This window comes from Bacillus cereus group sp. BceL220 (assembly GCF_051776965.1).
Classification (GTDB): Bacteria; Bacillota; Bacilli; order Bacillales; family Bacillaceae_G; genus Bacillus_A; species Bacillus_A cereus.
This window is the reverse complement of record NZ_JBPWBC010000007.1, coordinates 39,306-57,097: the sequence shown is the minus strand read 5'-3', so window position 1 is coordinate 57,097 and position 17,792 is coordinate 39,306. Positions and strand designations below refer to the sequence as shown.

The window sequence follows — 17,792 nt, the reverse complement described above, 5'->3', positions numbered from 1 at the left end:
GAAAGCGATATGAAAAAGATTGGTTTTATCGGTTTAGGTAACATGGGTCTTCCGATGTCAAAAAATCTAGCTAAATCAGGTTACACAGTATATGGCGTGGACTTAAATAAAGAGGCAGAAGCGTCCTTTGAAAAAGAAGGCGGAATTATCGGTCTATCAATCTCAAAACTAGCAGAAACATGTGATGTAGTTTTTACAAGTTTACCTTCACCTCGCGCTGTTGAAGCGGTATATTTTGGAGCAGAAGGATTATTTGAAAATGGTCACTCGAATGTAGTTTTCATTGATACAAGTACGGTATCGCCGCAGTTAAACAAACAATTAGAGGAAGCTGCAAAGGAAAAGAAAGTAAACTTTTTAGCAGCACCTGTGAGCGGCGGTGTAATTGGAGCCGAAAATCGTACATTAACGTTTATGGTTGGTGGATCAAAAGAGGTATATGAGAAAACGGAATCTATCATGGGCGTTCTAGGCGCGAACATTTTCCATGTTAGTGAGCAGATTGATAGTGGTACAACTGTTAAGTTAATTAATAACTTATTAATTGGTTTTTATACAGCTGGTGTAAGTGAAGCTTTAACATTAGCGAAAAAGAACAATATGGATTTAGATAAAATGTTTGATATTTTAAATGTAAGTTACGGTCAAAGCAGAATTTATGAACGTAATTTTAAAAGTTTTATAGCACCTGAAAACTACGAGCCAGGATTTACTGTGAACTTATTGAAGAAAGATTTAGGGTTTGCAGTTGACTTAGCTAAGGAAAGCGAACTCCATTTACCGGTAAGCGAAATGTTATTAAATGTATATGACGAAGCGAGTCAAGCTGGATATGGTGAAAACGATATGGCTGCTTTATATAAGAAAGTTAGCGAGCAATTAATTTCTAATCAAAAATAAATTATACAAAGGAGAGAATACAATGATTACAACTGAAATTAAACGAGTGAGAAATCACATTAACGGTGAGTGGGTTGAATCGACAGGTACGGAAGTAGAAGCAGTTCCAAATCCAGCGACTGGAAAAATTATCGCTTACGTTCCACTATCTCCAAAAGAGGATGTTGAAAAAGCTGTTGAAGCGGCAAAAGCAGCATTCGAAACATGGTCTAAAGTACCAGTTCCGAATCGTTCAAGAAATTTATATAAATATTTACAGCTATTACAAGAAAACAAAGATGAGCTTGCAAAAATCATTACGCTAGAAAATGGTAAGACGCTAACGGATGCAACAGGTGAAGTACAGCGTGGTATTGAAGCGGTAGAACTTGCAACATCTACGCCAAATTTAATGATGGGACAAGCGCTTCCGAATATTGCTAGCGGAATTGATGGATCAATTTGGCGCTACCCAATCGGAGTTGTTGCTGGTATTACACCGTTCAACTTCCCAATGATGATTCCATTATGGATGTTCCCACTTGCAATTGCTTGCGGTAATACATTCGTATTAAAAACATCGGAAAGAACGCCACTTTTAGCGGAGCGACTTGTAGAATTATTCTATGAAGCAGGTTTCCCAAAAGGCGTATTAAATTTAGTACAAGGCGGAAAAGATGTTGTAAATAGCATTTTAGAAAATAAAGATATTCAAGCTGTTTCGTTCGTTGGCTCTGAGCCGGTAGCTCGTTACGTATATGAAACAGGTACAAAACACGGAAAACGTGTACAAGCGTTAGCAGGTGCGAAAAACCATGCGATTGTAATGCCAGATTGCAATCTTGAGAAAACAGTACAAGGTGTAATTGGATCTGCATTTGCAAGTAGTGGAGAGCGCTGTATGGCATGCTCAGTAGTAGCAGTAGTGGATGAAATTGCTGATGAATTCATTGATGTATTAGTAGCAGAAACGAAAAAATTAAAAGTAGGCGATGGCTTTAACGAAGATAACTATGTTGGACCATTAATCCGTGAATCTCATAAAGAGCGCGTTTTAGGCTATATTAATAGCGGTGTAGCAGATGGGGCAACTTTATTAGTAGATGGCCGTAAAATTAATGAAGAAGTTGGAGAAGGTTACTTTGTAGGTGCGACAATCTTTGATGGCGTGAATCAAGAAATGAAAATTTGGCAAGATGAAATTTTTGCTCCAGTATTAAGCATTGTACGTGTTAAAGATTTAGAAGAAGGTATTAAACTAACAAATCAATCTAAATTTGCAAACGGTGCGGTTATTTATACGTCAAATGGTAAACATGCACAAACATTCCGTGATAACATCGATGCTGGTATGATCGGTGTAAATGTAAACGTTCCAGCACCAATGGCATTCTTCGCATTTGCAGGAAATAAAGCTTCATTCTTTGGTGATTTAGGTACAAATGGTACAGATGGCGTTCAATTCTATACACGTAAAAAAGTTGTAACTGAGCGCTGGTTTTAATATAGAGTAAACAGCCAAATCAGCTATTAAATGAAAACCACCACCACTATTAATAGTGGTGGTGGTTTTCATTTTGTTAATTATTTTTTTCAAAAGCTAGTTTAATACCAAATCCAATTAGGACGACTCCTGTTAGCCCTTGAATATAACGTTGCGTCTTTGGTTTTTTCATAAAAGCACTAATTTTATCAATTAAAAATATATAAAATGCAAACCAAATGACTGTTAAAACGAGGTAAGTAAGGCCCATTACAAGAAGTTGAATAAATGTATTATGATTTGGATTTAAAAATTGCGGTAAAAAAGTTAAAAAGAAGACTGCAACTTTAGGATTTAATAAATTTGTAAGAAATCCTTGGCGAAAGCAAGAAGTATGTTCGTTTTCATTATTCAAAGATAGATCATTTGTATCTAAGTTTTCTTTGTTTCTTACTGCTAAAAGGGCTTTAATACCGATATATATTAAATAGAGAGCCCCAACGTACTTGAAAATAGAAAATAAAAGAGCTGACTTTACAATAAGTGCAGAAAGACCAATTACAGCAGCTAAAGTATGAATTAATAGTGCAATACATGTACCAAACACTGTTTTCACTCCACCGACTTTACCAGCAACCAATGTGTTTTTCGTAGCCATTGCTGTATCTGGACCAGGTAAAATGATAAGGCAAATAGACATAATGATGAAAAGAAGATAATTTTCTATCATAGCTGCCCCTCCTTTTTATTTTTAGAATATTTGATTAAAATCAGTGTAGCACAAAAATGGATTTAATAAAATTAAATTTTATTAAAAATTATTAAATAAAAAAGGCTATATAGTAGCTGTAATTTCACTACTATATAGCCTCGATTTTATCCCGCTATTTGCGAGTAGTATGATTTCCACCGCACAAGATTTAGCTGAAGCAAAGAAGTTAGGTGGGGGATGAACAAAACACCCACTCATTACAGTTTCATTTTATGCATTAAGTAAATTAAAGAAACGATTCACATCTTCTTCTGAAACGTCACTTAACTGTTTATATTTATAATTCGGATTTTGATCTTTATCAACGACAACGGAGCGTACTCCTTCGAAGAAATCTTCATGTCTCATGAAGTTTTTAGCAAGTATAAGGTCCGTAGCGAAACATTCTTCAACGGATTTATCTTGTCCATCAATAAACTGTTTTAATGTTACTTTTAGTGAAATAGGTGATTTTGATAACAGTGTTTCTTTCATTTTTAGAGCAAAGGAGCTTTCATCTTTCTCCAATGAATGGATGATTTCTTCAATTGTATCGTAAGCAAAATGTGAATTAATTACTTCTAATGAAGGAGTCAGCTCGCTTTCTAAGTTTGGAGCAGTTGCGAATGTACGAATAACTTCTTTTAAATTAGTATGTACATCATCTTCTTTATGCCAATTTACACTTTCAAGTTCAGTAAGAAACTCTGGTAATGAATCAGATGTCATAAAGTAATCAGCAGCATTAATAAATAATACGTCAGAAGCTTTTAAAATAGATGCTGTTAAAGCAACGAAGCGTCCTGTATATCCAGGTGCTTTATTTAAGAAATATGCAGCTCCGACGTCTGGGAAGAAGCCGATATTCATCTCTGGCATTGCCCATTTCGTACGTTCAGTTACAATGCGATACTTCGCACCATTTGTAAGACCGACACCACCGCCCATTACAATTCCATCTAAACAAGCAATAATCGGTTTTGTATATTGATAAATATATGTATCAATTTCATACTCTTCTTCAAAAAAACGTTCTGCATGTTGCAATGCCACTTCATTGGAACGCGCTTCATAAAGAGTTTTAATGTCGCCACCTGCACAAAAACCTTTTGTGCCAGCTCCTTTTAACACGATAAGTGCAATACGCTCATCGTGTTCCCACTCTTTAAGTTTTTGTCCGATAGGTTGTAACATGTCATAAGATAAAGAATTAAGTGCTTTTGGACGGTTTAAAGTAATTGTTGCAACGCCGTTTTCACTAACAGAAAATAAAACGTGTTCAGTCATAATGCATCCTCCCTTACATATCTTCTTATTCTTAATTCTTGATATGTACTGAAATGTCCTTTATAAATTTTGTCAAAAGTTGACGGTAAATATTAATTTGGTCACCGCATATTTTGACGAGTTATCTTTGCAGGATTTCAGAGACTGAGGGGGAATATTACAACATTACTGTAAGTGTAATTATTTGAAGTTATAATGATAAAAGCGCTATTATATAGGTGTGAATTGTTCATTATCAATTCTAAAAAGAGTGTTTGAAGAAAAAATGAATCGTACAATTGTAATAAAAAATTTTACACTGAATTAGAAATAGAGAAAGGAGAAATCGGAATGCCAGGACCTTTACTATTGTCGGTTATTATTTTGTCTTCTTTAATGATAGGGATAACGCAGTATTTTCATCATACAGATACGACAGAAGAAGTGAAGGATAAAGTACGTCTCGTATTTCCGATTTTTATAATATCTATTTCATTCTGTATTTTATTAAATAAAGATGGGTACATTGTCGCAGTGTTCTCATTTTTCGTCGCAATCGTTTTAATTACCGTTTTATATTATGTAATGAAAGACTTTATACAAAAATAAAGATGTCACAATAGGCATTTTTATTTTGGAGAAAATATAAAATTTCACATACCGTATTTTATATAAAATACATAAAACATATAACAATAGAAAAGTGTGTACTTTGCTGTGTATGTACTTGTCAATCTTGCATAGCCACTATACTATTAAAATGTAGAGATTATAAAAAGGGGTTGTATCTATCATGAAATTTGAGATGCACACAAAAATTATTTCAAATGAAAAAGAAGTAAGATTACATATTGAAGAAAATATATTTCAATTAATATTGGATGGTTATCACTTATTTACAATTCAAGAAATATTGCCTTTATATAAATCAAATGAAGAAAGAATTGGAAGTGCAACGATATTGAAGCTAGAGTGGGAGAACGGAAAAACTACAATAAACTATCAACTCGTTTCACTAAAATCAGTAAATTAAAAGGAGTAGAAAAATATGAAGTTATTTCATACAGCGGATTGGCATTTAGGTAAGCTTGTTCATGGCGTGTATATGACTGAAGACCAAAAGATTGTATTAGATCAGTTTGTACAGGCTGTTGAAGAAGAAAAACCAGATGCTGTAATTATTGCAGGGGATTTATATGACCGAGCAATTCCACCTACAGAAGCAGTAGACTTATTAAATGATGTGCTGCAAAAAATAGTTATTGATTTACAAACACCAGTTATTGCAGTAGCTGGTAATCATGATAGTCCGGATCGTATCCATTTTGGGAGTAGTTTAATGAAAAAACAGGGATTACATATTGCAGGCCAATTTCAATTCCCGTATGAACCTGTTGTACTAAATGATGAATATGGAGAGGTACACTTCCATCTAATACCGTATGCAGACCCAAGCATAGTTAGACACGTGTTGAAAAATGAAGACGTACGTTCTCATGATGATGCGATGCGCATTTTTATGAATGAGCTCTCTGAAACAATGGATAAAGAAGCTAGACATGTATTTGTTGGACATGCATTTGTAACTTCTTCAGGAGAAGCGGAGGAGAATACAAGTGATGCAGAACGACCACTTTCAATTGGTGGTGCTGAATATGTAAATAGTCATTATTTTGATAAGTTTCATTACACAGCGCTTGGACATTTACATCAAGCGCATTTCGTACGTAATGAGACCATTAGATATTCAGGTTCACCACTTGCCTATTCAATTTCTGAAGAGAAACATAAAAAAGGTTATTACATTGTAGAACTGAATGAAACTGGTGAAGTAGCAATTGAAAAAAGGTTACTTTCACCACGTCGTAAAATGCGAACAGTAGAAGCGAAAATAGATGAATTATTACAGCACCCAGTAAGTGAAGATTACGTATTTGTAAAATTATTAGATGAAAACCCTGTCTTACAGCCAATGGAGAAAATACGATCTGTATATCCAAATGCAATGCACGTTGAAAGAGCGATGCAAAGGCGAGAACTCACAGATACAAATGAAGTAACTGTTTCAAGACATAAAACGGATGATTTATCTCTTTTAAAGGCTTTCTATAAAGAAATGAAAGGGTTAGATTTATCAGAAGAGAAAGAACGTCTGTTTATAGATGTATTACAAACAGTGCAAGAACGGGAAGGTGAACGAGGATGAGACCGATTCAGCTTATTATGACAGCATTCGGGCCATATAAACAGAAAGAAGTAATCGATTTTGAAGATCTTGGAGAACATCGTATTTTCGCTATTTCTGGGAATACGGGAGCTGGAAAAACAACGATTTTTGATGCGATTTGTTATGTGTTATATGGTGAGGCTAGTGGAGAGGAACGTAGTGATACGAGCATGCTTCGAAGTCAATTTGCTGATGATGATGTTTATACAAGTGTAGAATTAACCTTTCAATTAAAAGGGAAACGCTATGAAATAAAAAGACAACTTGGACATAAAAAACAAGGGAATAAGACCATTACAGGACATGCAGTAGAATTATATGAAGTTATTGATGGAGAAAACGTTCCAGCCGTCGATCGTTTTCATGTAACAGACGTAAACAAAAAAGTGGAAGATTTAATTGGGTTAAGTAAACATCAATTTAGTCAAATTGTTATGTTACCACAAGGTGAATTCCGAAAACTATTAACATCTGAGACGGAAAACAAAGAAGAGATTTTACGTCGTATTTTTAAAACGGATCGTTATAAATTAATGCGTGAGTTACTTGATCAAAAGAGAAAACAATGGAAAGATGTTTTACAAGAAAAACAAAAAGAGAGAGAGCTCTATTTCCGTAATGTTTTTAAATTACCAATCCGTGATGGAGCATTATTAGAGACATTAGCGGCACAAGAACATGTAAATACGCATCAAGTAGTAGAAGCGTTAGAACAAGAAACAACAGTGTATAAGGCAGAGGTTGAGCAATTACAAGTAGAACAAGATGTTCAAACGAAGCAATTAAAGGATGCAGAAACACGTTTTCATGCAGCAAAATCTGTAAATGAGAAATTTATAGATTTACAACAAAAGAATGAGAAATATAACACTTTACAAGAGAACCGTGCAGCAATTGAAAGGAAAGAAAAATCCTTTAAACGTGCGGAACAAGCAAAGCGCTTATTACCATTTGAACAATGGTATGAAGAAGCGATGCAAAATGAGCAGAAAGCTGAAAGTTTGTTAAAACAGATAATCGTCAAACAAGAACAGATAATAAACAGCTTTGAACTTGCTCAGGAGAAGTATGAAGTAGTAAAGAATAAAGAAGCTGAACGAGAAGAGGCTAAAAAACTTGTTCAAAGATTAGAAGAGTTACAAGCAATCATTGAATCATTAGCTGAGAGAAAGCTGAATTTACAAAATGCCGAAATTCAAATAGGGAAATTAAAAGAAAGTATGCAAAAGTTGGATCAACAACTAGAAGAGCATACAAGCCAAAAACAGAGAATGTCTGATGAATTGCATCAATTAGAACAAGCACTTGAGCAATATGTAGCTAAAGTAGAAGAACTAACGAATATGCGAGAAGATGCAAAAGTTTTAAAGCAAGCATATGATGTTTGGCAAGAAAAACAAAAATTCGAGCAAGAAAAAGAAGTGGCAAATAATAAAATGCACGTGGCAGTTCGTGCATATGAAAACATGGAGCGCCGCTGGTTAAGTGAACAAGCTGGTATATTAGCTCTTCATTTACATGACGGTGCATCTTGTCCGGTATGTGGTAGTACGAATCATCCGCAAAAAGCTACAGAGCAAAGTAATGCGATCGATGAAAAAGAGTTAAACGATTTAAGAGATAAGAAGAACATTGCTGAAAAATTACATGTGCAAGTAGAGGAGAAATGGAATTTTTATCGACTACAATATGAACAAGTGATAGAAGAAGTTGTGAAGCGTGGCTATAACTCCGAAAAATTAGTTGAAACATATAGTGCACTTGTTCAAAAAGGAAAACTATTAGCAGCAGACGTTAATACGTTAAAAGCAAGTGAAGAAACACGTAAGCAGATTGCTGCGAACATGAAAAGCGTAGAAGAAAAAATAGAAGAACTTCAGAAACAAAAACGGGAAGTAGAAACAATGCAGCACCGTACAGAAATGGAGTGCATGCAACTTCGTACGTCATATGAACATGATAAACGAAATATTCCAGAAAACTTGCAAACAGTACAAGCTTGGAAAGCACAGTTTGACCAAGCTATGCACGAACTTAGGTTAATGGAGGACGAATGGAAGAAAGTGCAGGAAGCGTATCAACATTGGCAAAATGAAAATATACGTATTCAAGCAGAACAGAAAGGTGCTTCTAATCAATTTGAAAGTGTAAAATTGAAGAAAGAAGAGACTTTCGCACGCTTTATGAAAGAGCTAGAACAAAGCGGATTTACAGATCAATTCACGTATAAAGAAGCCAAATTAAGCGATGCCGAGATGGAGATGTTACAGAAAGAAATTCAAGGTTATTATTCATCTCTTGAAGTGCTTGCAAAACAAATTGAAGAGCTAAACTCAGAATTAAAAGATAAAGAGTATATGGATATTACATCTTTAGGTGAACACATAAAAGAACTAGAAATTAATCTCGATATAATTAAAGAAAAACGTCAACGTGCGCAAAATGCGGTAACATATATTTCTGATTTACATGAAAACATTAGACGTATTGACGAACAAATTCACGAGGAAGAAAAAGCCTTCCAAGAACTTGTTGATTTATATGAAGTAATGAAAGGTGATAACGAAAGTCGTATATCATTTGAACGTTACATTTTAATTGAGTATTTAGAACAAATCGTTCAAATCGCAAACGAACGACTACGTAAATTATCAAATGGACAATTTTATTTAAAACGAAGTGAACGAGTTGAAAAAAGAAACCGTCAAAGTGGATTAGGCTTAGATGTGTACGATGCATACACTGGCCAAACGCGCGATGTAAAAACATTATCCGGCGGAGAGAAATTTAACGCATCACTTTGCTTAGCGCTAGGAATGGCAGATGTCATTCAAGCATATGAAGGTGGTATTTCTATCGAAACGATGTTCATCGATGAAGGGTTCGGTTCATTAGATGAAGAATCATTAACGAAAGCAGTAGATGCCTTAATTGACTTACAAAAATCAGGTCGATTTATCGGTGTCATTTCACACGTTCAAGAGCTGAAAAACGCAATGCCAGCTGTATTAGAAGTAACGAAGCAGAAGGATGGGTGTAGTCAGACTAGGTTTGTGGTGAAGTAAGCTTAGAAAATGGAGTAGGGAATCTACCGATACTTTTAGTGTCATATGTATGAATCATAAAACGTCGTCTCTTCATATTGGAGGCGACGTTTTATTTTATAAAATATCTATGAATTATCTGTAGAAGGCGGCGTATTCTCCAAACGATTATAAGTTTTAAAGGCTGAAATTGCTGAGATAACCCCGCCAACTAAAAATAAAGCGGATCCTCCAACTAAAATGATACGACTGACATATGTTTCCCGTGCTTCTTCGACTTCTTCTTGTAACGCTGTAGGCATATGAATTCCCCTTTATAAAAGTTGTTTTATAAATAGTATATACAAACGCCTAAAATGTGTTAAAATAACTGATGATTTTATGCAGTGGGTAATTAGATGAGTAGGATGGGAGCGCCTAAATAAATCTTCATCACAAATTTATGCGAACTTCACATAGAGCACATATTAACATTGTATTATGTATATGTACCAAATAAATAAATAAATAAAGTGAATGTAAGTTCTGTTTTCAAAAATTTAAAATCCTTTTATTTCTATATGAAAGTTTTAATCGAGGGTTTTAAAAAATTTGGAAATAGATCTTATGAATATGGAATTCATATAAAAGGGGAATGTCTTATGACAACATATACGAGTGAAATGAGAAAAACTTTAGTTTCAGAAGAAGATGTAGATATTTTAAAAATTATGGCGCATCCAATCCGACTGCAAATTGTAAATGAATTAAGTACGAGAAAAACTTGTAATGTAACACAATTAACAGAGTTACTGAATATTCCGCAATCTACTGTTTCACAACATTTATCAAAAATGAAGGGTAAAGTGTTACGAGCAGAGAGAAGAGGTTTAGAAATTTATTATCATATTAACAATTTAAAAGCGAGTAAGATTGTTAATGTTTTAGGGTATATAAACTAGTGAAATATTTTTATATAAAATAGCCCCTGCTGTTGAGCAGGGGCTATTTTGTGTTGTTTTATGTATTTGTATTTAAAACTTTATAGTTTTTATGATTTACAATTGTTCGATCAAATTCAAAAGTACCACCGCTTACATTTGTAATTTCAACTAAGACCGATTCAGTATAAAGTTTTAATACAGATCCTGTAATCTTTAAATTATTTCGTTGAAAAAGTATAGTATCCCCTACGTTTGCTTTCATAGTACCTCCTCATTAAAGATAGAAATATTTTTTATTATATATATTAAACCACGGATAGATATATTAGTGAATATTTAGTTTTATTTATTGGAAAAAAATTTGTTCTCTAATAGAAGAGTATAAAGTACTCCTATGTTAAAAGTTATATTTTATTTAAGTTTATCCCGCTATTTGCTGGGTAGTAAGACCCTCACCTCAAAATTCAGTGGAAACAAAGCAGTTAGGTGGGGGGCCTGCTGCCCATAAAAACCCGATTGGAGAGGGTTGATTAAAGTTTCACTTTTTAAAAAAGGGTTCAAAAACAAATGTAAATCGAGCTTATACAAAAACTACTTATTAAATAACTGTTACGTATTTAATAAGTAGTTTTTGTATTTCATCCTTCGTTTTTTGTAACTGATTCTATGTTTTTGACGCTCTATATTGTAAGTGCTTACATAAACAAAAACATCTTATACAATGAAGGTGTCAAATCAAAAGAGGTGACCAAAATGAACATAAAAAAAGTAAATTTAGCGAATAGCATTGAAATAGAAAGAGGAGGCGGAAAGGTATGAAAAAATCAACTGTTAATCCATGGTTTGTTGTCCTTGGTACATTCATAGTACAAATGGGGCTTGGGACGATATATACATGGAGTTTATTCAATCAGCCTTTAGTTAGTAAATACGGTTGGAGTCTTAACGCTGTTGCGATAACTTTCTCAATTACTAGTCTTTCTTTAGCATTTTCAACTTTATTTGCGAGTAAATTGCAAGAAAAATGGGGACTTCGTAAACTTATTATGATAGCTGGATTAGCATTAGGACTAGGATTAATTCTTAGCTCACAAGCGTCCTCATTAATATTGCTTTATGTACTAGCAGGAGTTGTTGTAGGTTATGCAGATGGTACAGCATATATCACTTCACTATCAAATTTAATAAAGTGGTTTCCAGAGCGTAAAGGTTTAATTGCTGGTATTTCTGTCTCTGCATATGGTTCAGGTAGCTTAATCTTTAAATACGTTAACGCACAGTTGATTGAATCAGTTGGTGTATCGCAAGCATTTATATACTGGGGTTTAATTGTTACAGCTATGATTGTAATTGGTGCTTGTTTAATCCATCAAGCTGCAGATCAAGGAGCAGTTCATGAAACAAAAACTAAGGAATACACAACGAAAGAAATGTTAGGCACAAAACAAGTATACTTATTATTTATCATGTTATTTACATCATGTATGAGTGGCTTATACTTAATTGGTATGGTAAAAGACATTGGTGTTCAACTTGTAGGACTTAGCGCAGCAACAGCAGCTAATGCGGTGGCTATGGTTGCAATCTTCAATACATTAGGTCGTATCATTTTAGGACCGTTATCGGATAAAATTGGACGTTTAAAAATCGTTACTGGTACTTTTGTTGTTATGGCGAGTTCAGTCTTAGTTCTAAGTTTTGTAGATTTAAATTATGGTATTTACTTCGTATGTGTAGCAAGTGTAGCGTTTTGCTTTGGTGGAAATATCACTATTTTCCCAGCTATTGTTGGTGATTTCTTCGGTATGAAAAACCATAGTAAGAACTACGGAATTGTGTATCAAGGATTTGGGTTTGGGGCGCTTGCAGGTTCCTTTATCGGTGCACTTCTAGGTGGATTCAAACCAACGTTCATGGTGATCGGTGTATTATGTGTCGTGTCATTCATTATCGCAATTTTAATTCAAGCACCTAAACAGAAAAAAGAACAAGAAGAAGAGTATCGCAGCGTAGCATAAGTATACAAATCTTCTATAACACTATGATTACGAAAAAGCATCCTATTCTATTAATTAGGATGCTTTTTTTATGAGTTATTTTAACAAGGTTAAATTACTTTTGGGATTTTTATAGATGTAAAAGTGAGTGGAATACCCATTTGGAATATATTAGAATATAATGAATTGATACATCGTATTCGAAATATATATTAAATCTTAAATGATAAAGAAGACATTCATTAGTATTTGTAAGATATATTTTCAGAAAAATATTGAGAAAATATATACTTGAGTTTTTCATAAAGCATTGTAAATGAACGTATCTCTAGTTTATCTTCTTCAATTTTAAAAAGAGGAGTTTGAATTTTATTTATAATATAAGTACATTTAATGCGTTTAGGTATGATTTTATTAAGAAGCATTAAAATACTTTATCTGAAAAATAAAAAAAGATTGACAAGTCTATTGAGAAACATTATCATTTCGGTGTAAGATAGTAAATGAAAAACATTATCAATAAAACGGATTTTAAAGTAATGCGCACTTGACCAATTAGTTTAGTAAGTGTATTATTTTTTACAACACAACTGATAATGAAAATCAATATCATTGATGTTACTTAATGAAATTAATGTTTATGTGAAAGGATAGAGAAAATGAACTTAGGGGAATTTGATGGGCAAACAGTTTTAGTAACAGGTGCAGCACAAGGCATAGGCAGTGTTGTTGCCAAAATGTTTTTAGAAAGAGGAGCCACAGTTATTGCGGTTGATCAAAATGAAGAGGGGTTAAATGTACTCTTAAATCAAAATGAATTAAATAAAACACGTATGAAAACGTTTCGTTTAGATGTGAGTAATAGCGCTGCTGTTGAAGACATGGTAAATCATATTGCAAATGAAATAGCGCCAATAGATATTTTAATAAATGTTGCAGGGGTTTTACGTATGGGACCAATTCATTCGTTAAGTGATGAAGATTGGAATAAAACATTCTCTGTAAATACTACAGGGGTTTTCAATATGTCCCGAGCGGTAAGTAAAAATATGATGTTAAGAAAATCAGGGGCAATTGTTACAGTCGGTTCAAATGCGGCAAATACGCCGAGAATGGAGATGGCAGCGTATGCTGCGTCAAAGGCTGCAACGACGATGTTTATGAAATGTTTAGGACTAGAGCTTGCGGCATACAATATACGCTGCAACTTAGTTTCTCCAGGTTCTACTGAAACTGAGATGCAAAGATTACTATGGGCTGATGAGAATGGAGCTAAAAATATAATTACTGGTTCTCAAAATACATATAGACTCGGAATTCCATTACAAAAAATTGCACAACCTTCAGAAGTTGCTGAAGCAGTGTTATTTTTAGCCTCAGATAGAGCAAGTCATATTACAATGCACAATTTATGTGTCGATGGCGGTGCTACGTTAGGAGTTTAATAAAAATTCAGGAGGTTATTATATTATGAATGAACATATAGCTGTAAAAGAATTGTCAGAAAAACTTTTAGAAGATTATAAGACTGAATCTTCATTCTTTTTCGCTTCACCAACTCGAACTATATTAGCAGAAGGAGAGTTTACTACAGTAAAGCATCGTGAAATTGAAAATTTCCCAGAGCTTGTGCAAGCGACATTAAGTAATGCGAAACAAGCTGGAAATCCAAATCCTATCGTTGTGGGTGCTTTGCCATTCGATCGTAGAAAAGAAGTCCAACTTATCGTACCAGAATATAGTAGGATTTCTGAGCGTTTACAATTGGATACAACAAATCAGCTTGAAACAAATGAGAACGTAACATTTGAAATGACGCCAGTACCAGACCCTGAAGTTTATATGAATGGTGTGAAGCAAGGAATTAAAAAAATACAGGACGGTGATTTAAAGAAAATCGTTCTATCTAGATCGTTAGATGTTAAATCTTCGGAAAAGATTGATAAGCAAAAACTTCTGCGAGAATTAGCAGAACATAATAAGCATGGTTATACATTTGCTGTGAATTTACCGAAAGATGAAAAAGAGAACAGTAAGACGCTAATTGGAGCAAGTCCTGAATTACTTGTTTCACGTAATGGTATGCAAGTTATTTCTAATCCGTTAGCTGGTTCAAGGCCACGTAGTGAGGACCCAATAGAAGATAAAAGAAGAGCAGAGGAATTACTTTCTTCTCCAAAAGATTTACATGAACATGCGGTAGTAGTTGAAGCGGTTGCCGCTGCACTTCGTCCGTATTGTCATACATTACATGTTCCAGAAAAGCCATCAGTTATTCATAGTGAAGCGATGTGGCATTTGTCTACAGAAGTGAAAGGTGAACTGAAGGATCCAAATACTTCTTCTTTACAATTAGCAATTGCCCTTCATCCTACGCCAGCAGTTTGCGGAACTCCGATGGAAAAAGCAAGAGAGGCTATACAGCATATTGAGCCATTTGACCGCCAGTTCTTTACAGGAATGCTAGGATGGAGCGATTTAAATGGAGATGGAGAATGGATTGTTACAATTCGTTGTGCTGAAGTACAAGAAAATACACTGCGTTTATATGCAGGAGCTGGAGTTGTTGCTGAGTCAAAACCAGAAGATGAGTTAGCAGAAACATCAGCTAAGTTCCAAACAATGCTAAAAGCTTTAGGGTTAAGAGATAGTTCACTTAATGAAAAATAGGGGGAAGAAAGAATGCTAGTAGGTTATACAGAATGGCCAAAAGAATTTGCCGATCATTATCGAGAAGAAGGATGTTGGCTTGGTGAAACATTTGGAGGAGTGTTAAGAGAGCGGGCTGAGAAATATGGAGATCGAATCGCGGTTGTAAGTGGTAAGAAGCATATAACATATAGTGAACTTGATAAAAATGCAGATCGTTTAGCAGCAGGTTTACTGAATTTAGGAATAAAGAAAGAGGACAGAGTTGTAATCCAGTTACCTAACATTATCGAGTTTTTCGAAATATGTTTTGCACTATTTCGAATTGGAGCGCTTCCTGTCTTTGCACTACCTTCACATCGAAGCAGTGAAATTAGTTATTTTTGTGAGTTTGGCGAGGCGAGCGCTTACGTTATTTCAGATAAGGCTCTCGGTTTTGATTATCGAAAACTAGCAAGAGAAGTGAAAGAGAAAGTGCCAAATTTACAACATGTAATTGTAGTGGGAGAAGAAGAAGAGTTTGTGAACATAAATGATCTGTATATGGATCCCGTCTCATTACCAGAAGTTCAGCCAAGTGATGTTGCATTTCTCCAATTATCAGGAGGCACAACAGGTCTTTCTAAATTAATTCCTAGAACACATGATGACTATATTTATAGTTTACGTGTTAGCGCTGAAATTTGTAATTTGAATGCAGAAAGCGTCTATATGGCAGTTCTTCCAGTAGCACACAATTACCCAATGAGTTCTCCAGGGACATTTGGAACTTTCTATGCGGGTGGAAAAGTGGTATTGGCAACTGGTGGTAGTCCAGATGAGGCATTTGCTCTTATTGAAAAAGAAAAAGTTACAATTACAGCGCTCGTTCCGCCATTAGCAATGATTTGGCTTGATGCTGCATCTTCTCGTAATGTCGATTTATCGAGCTTAGAGGTTATTCAAGTAGGTGGTGCTAAGTTTAGCGCTGAGGTTGCAAGACGTATACGCCCTACATTTGGATGTACGTTACAGCAAGTATTCGGTATGGCGGAAGGATTAGTGAACTATACAAGATTAGACGATCCGGAAGAAATTATTATCCATACACAAGGTAGACCAATGTCTGCACTCGATGAAGTACGAGTTGTTGATGAAAATGACAACGATGTACAACCGGGCGAAGTAGGTAGTTTATTAACACGAGGTCCATATACAATTCGTGGTTACTATAAAGCCGAAGAGCATAATGCACGATCATTTACAAAGGATGGGTTTTATCGCACAGGTGATCTTGTAAAAGTAAATGAACAAGGATACATCATTGTAGAAGGAAGAGATAAAGATCAAATTAACCGTGGTGGTGAGAAAGTTGCTGCGGAAGAAGTTGAAAATCATCTATTAGCACACGATGCGATCCATGACGTAGCAATCGTATCTATGCCTGACGATTATTTAGGGGAACGCACCTGTGCTTTTGTTATAGCTCGCGGACAAGTTCCGGCAGTAAGTGAATTAAAAATGTTTTTAAGAGAACGTGGTATAGCGGCTTATAAAATTCCAGATCGAATTGAATTTATTGAATCATTCCCGCAAACAGGAGTCGGAAAAGTCAGCAAAAAAGAACTACGTAAAGTCATTGCTGAAAAACTTATTACAGTAAAACAATAATAAAAATCGGAAGGAAGTGATTAGATGGCTATCCCATCTATTTCAGTATATAAAATGCCAATTGAATCAGAACTACCAAAAAATAAAGTGAATTGGACACCAGATCCGAAACGTGCAGTACTTTTAATTCATGACATGCAAGAATACTTTCTTGATGCATATAGCGATAAAGAATCACCAAAAGTAGAACTTATTTCAAATATTAAAATGATAAGAGAAAAATGTAAGGAACTTGGTATACCAGTTGTTTATACAGCACAACCTGGTGGGCAAACGTTAGAACAACGAGGTTTATTACAAGACTTTTGGGGTGACGGTATACCTGCTGGACCAGATAAAAAGAAAATTGTTGATGAACTTACTCCTGATGAGGATGATATATTCCTAACAAAATGGAGATATAGTGCATTTAAAAAGACAAATCTATTAGAAATTTTAAATGAACAAGGAAGAGATCAACTCATTATTTGCGGTATTTATGCGCATATTGGCTGTCTTTTAACAGCTTGTGAAGCATTTATGGATGGTATAGAGCCGTTCTTTGTAGCAGATGCAGTTGCTGATTTTTCACTAGAGCATCATAAACAAGCATTGGAGTATGCATCTAATAGATGTGCAGTAACGACATCAACAAACCTACTGTTAAACGATTTACAAAGTGTAAAAGATGATGAGAGTGAAGGAATCACTATACAGGAAGTGCATGAACTAGTTGCACAACTACTTCGTGAGCCAGTAGAGAGTATTGATATTGATGAGGACTTATTAAATAGAGGGCTTGATTCGGTCAGAATTATGAGTTTAGTAGAGAAGTGGCGTCGTGAAGGGAAAGAAATCACTTTTGCAGATTTAGCAGAACATCCAACTGTTGCAGGTTGGTACAGTTTACTATCTTCACAAACAGCACAGGTGCTGTAACAAAT

Annotated in this window: 16 protein-coding genes; 12 read left to right on the top strand and 4 right to left on the bottom strand. The window is 34.8% G+C overall.

Features of this window, described 5'->3' with window-relative positions:
* The first annotated feature begins 9 nt into the window (after window positions 1-9).
* Both ACS2FK_RS18855 and ACS2FK_RS18850 read left to right on the top strand, forming a co-directional pair.
* The gene (locus tag ACS2FK_RS18855) at window positions 10-900 is read left to right on the top strand and encodes an NAD(P)-dependent oxidoreductase (RefSeq protein WP_000719400.1); all 891 of its coding nucleotides are present in this window, start codon (window positions 10-12) and stop codon (window positions 898-900) included.
* A gap of 22 nt (window positions 901-922) precedes the next feature.
* On the top strand, window positions 923-2,383 hold the full coding sequence (locus tag ACS2FK_RS18850; RefSeq protein ID WP_063547176.1) for a CoA-acylating methylmalonate-semialdehyde dehydrogenase: 1,461 nt from the start codon (window positions 923-925) through the stop codon (window positions 2,381-2,383).
* Window positions 2,384-2,459: 76 nt separating this feature from the next.
* On the opposite strand, the gene ACS2FK_RS18845 is transcribed toward ACS2FK_RS18850, so the two are convergent.
* Together ACS2FK_RS18845 and ACS2FK_RS18840 are read right to left on the bottom strand one after the other, a co-directional pair.
* Window positions 2,460-3,092: a LysE family translocator gene (locus ACS2FK_RS18845; protein WP_000572360.1), complete on the bottom strand. Its 633-nt coding sequence runs from the start codon at window positions 3,090-3,092 to the stop codon at window positions 2,460-2,462.
* A gap of 252 nt (window positions 3,093-3,344) precedes the next feature.
* Complete coding sequence (locus ACS2FK_RS18840) at window positions 3,345-4,400, bottom strand: enoyl-CoA hydratase/isomerase family protein (protein ID WP_063547177.1); 1,056 nt, start codon at window positions 4,398-4,400, stop codon at window positions 3,345-3,347.
* Window positions 4,401-4,730: 330 nt separating this feature from the next.
* Here ACS2FK_RS18840 and ACS2FK_RS18835 point away from each other — a divergent pair, with 330 nt between their 5' ends.
* The 4 genes from ACS2FK_RS18835 (at window position 4,731) to ACS2FK_RS18820 (ending at window position 9,671) form a co-directional block, all read left to right on the top strand.
* Window positions 4,731-4,988 (top strand): hypothetical protein, encoded by a 258-nt coding sequence (locus tag ACS2FK_RS18835; RefSeq protein ID WP_001119409.1) that lies wholly within the window; start codon window positions 4,731-4,733, stop codon window positions 4,986-4,988.
* Between the two features lie 184 nt (window positions 4,989-5,172).
* Window positions 5,173-5,412 (top strand): DUF2584 family protein, encoded by a 240-nt coding sequence (locus ACS2FK_RS18830; protein WP_000667344.1) that lies wholly within the window; start codon window positions 5,173-5,175, stop codon window positions 5,410-5,412.
* Window positions 5,413-5,427: 15 nt separating this feature from the next.
* Window positions 5,428-6,585 carry an exonuclease SbcCD subunit D gene (locus ACS2FK_RS18825; protein ID WP_000765150.1) on the top strand — a complete coding sequence of 386 codons (1,158 nt, stop codon included), beginning with the start codon at window positions 5,428-5,430 and terminating at the stop codon, window positions 6,583-6,585.
* Window positions 6,582-9,671, top strand: coding sequence for an AAA family ATPase (locus tag ACS2FK_RS18820; RefSeq protein WP_063547178.1), 3,090 nt, complete (start codon window positions 6,582-6,584; stop codon window positions 9,669-9,671). Before ACS2FK_RS18825 ends, ACS2FK_RS18820 begins: the two co-directional genes overlap by 4 nt.
* A gap of 107 nt (window positions 9,672-9,778) precedes the next feature.
* Here the strand turns inward: ACS2FK_RS18820 and ACS2FK_RS18815 are convergent, their stop codons facing one another.
* Complete coding sequence (locus tag ACS2FK_RS18815) at window positions 9,779-9,952, bottom strand: hypothetical protein (RefSeq protein WP_001141667.1); 174 nt, start codon at window positions 9,950-9,952, stop codon at window positions 9,779-9,781.
* 339 nt (window positions 9,953-10,291) lie between these two features.
* Between ACS2FK_RS18815 and ACS2FK_RS18810 the strand changes: the two genes are divergently transcribed.
* Window positions 10,292-10,591, top strand: a complete 300-nt coding sequence (locus ACS2FK_RS18810) for an ArsR/SmtB family transcription factor (protein WP_000214801.1) — start codon at window positions 10,292-10,294, stop codon at window positions 10,589-10,591.
* Window positions 10,592-10,649: 58 nt separating this feature from the next.
* Here the strand turns inward: ACS2FK_RS18810 and ACS2FK_RS18805 are convergent, their stop codons facing one another.
* Complete coding sequence (locus ACS2FK_RS18805; protein ID WP_000646793.1) at window positions 10,650-10,835, bottom strand: YkvS family protein; 186 nt, start codon at window positions 10,833-10,835, stop codon at window positions 10,650-10,652.
* Window positions 10,836-11,388: 553 nt separating this feature from the next.
* On the opposite strand from ACS2FK_RS18805, the gene ACS2FK_RS18800 reads away from it, so the two are divergent.
* The 5 genes from ACS2FK_RS18800 (at window position 11,389) to ACS2FK_RS18780 (ending at window position 17,787) form a co-directional block, all read left to right on the top strand.
* Window positions 11,389-12,591 (top strand): L-lactate MFS transporter, encoded by a 1,203-nt coding sequence (locus ACS2FK_RS18800; RefSeq protein ID WP_063547179.1) that lies wholly within the window; start codon window positions 11,389-11,391, stop codon window positions 12,589-12,591.
* A gap of 638 nt (window positions 12,592-13,229) precedes the next feature.
* The gene (gene dhbA, locus ACS2FK_RS18795; RefSeq protein WP_001048438.1) at window positions 13,230-14,015 is read left to right on the top strand and encodes a 2,3-dihydro-2,3-dihydroxybenzoate dehydrogenase; all 786 of its coding nucleotides are present in this window, start codon (window positions 13,230-13,232) and stop codon (window positions 14,013-14,015) included.
* Between the two features lie 25 nt (window positions 14,016-14,040).
* Entirely contained in the window at window positions 14,041-15,240 is a 1,200-nt protein-coding gene (gene dhbC, locus ACS2FK_RS18790) for an isochorismate synthase DhbC (protein ID WP_063547180.1), read from the top strand.
* A 12-nt stretch (window positions 15,241-15,252) separates the two neighbouring features.
* Complete coding sequence (locus tag ACS2FK_RS18785) at window positions 15,253-16,869, top strand: (2,3-dihydroxybenzoyl)adenylate synthase (protein WP_063547181.1); 1,617 nt, start codon at window positions 15,253-15,255, stop codon at window positions 16,867-16,869.
* Window positions 16,870-16,893: 24 nt separating this feature from the next.
* On the top strand, window positions 16,894-17,787 hold the full coding sequence (locus ACS2FK_RS18780; RefSeq protein WP_063547182.1) for an isochorismatase family protein: 894 nt from the start codon (window positions 16,894-16,896) through the stop codon (window positions 17,785-17,787).
* The last annotated feature ends 5 nt before the right edge of the window (window positions 17,788-17,792 follow it).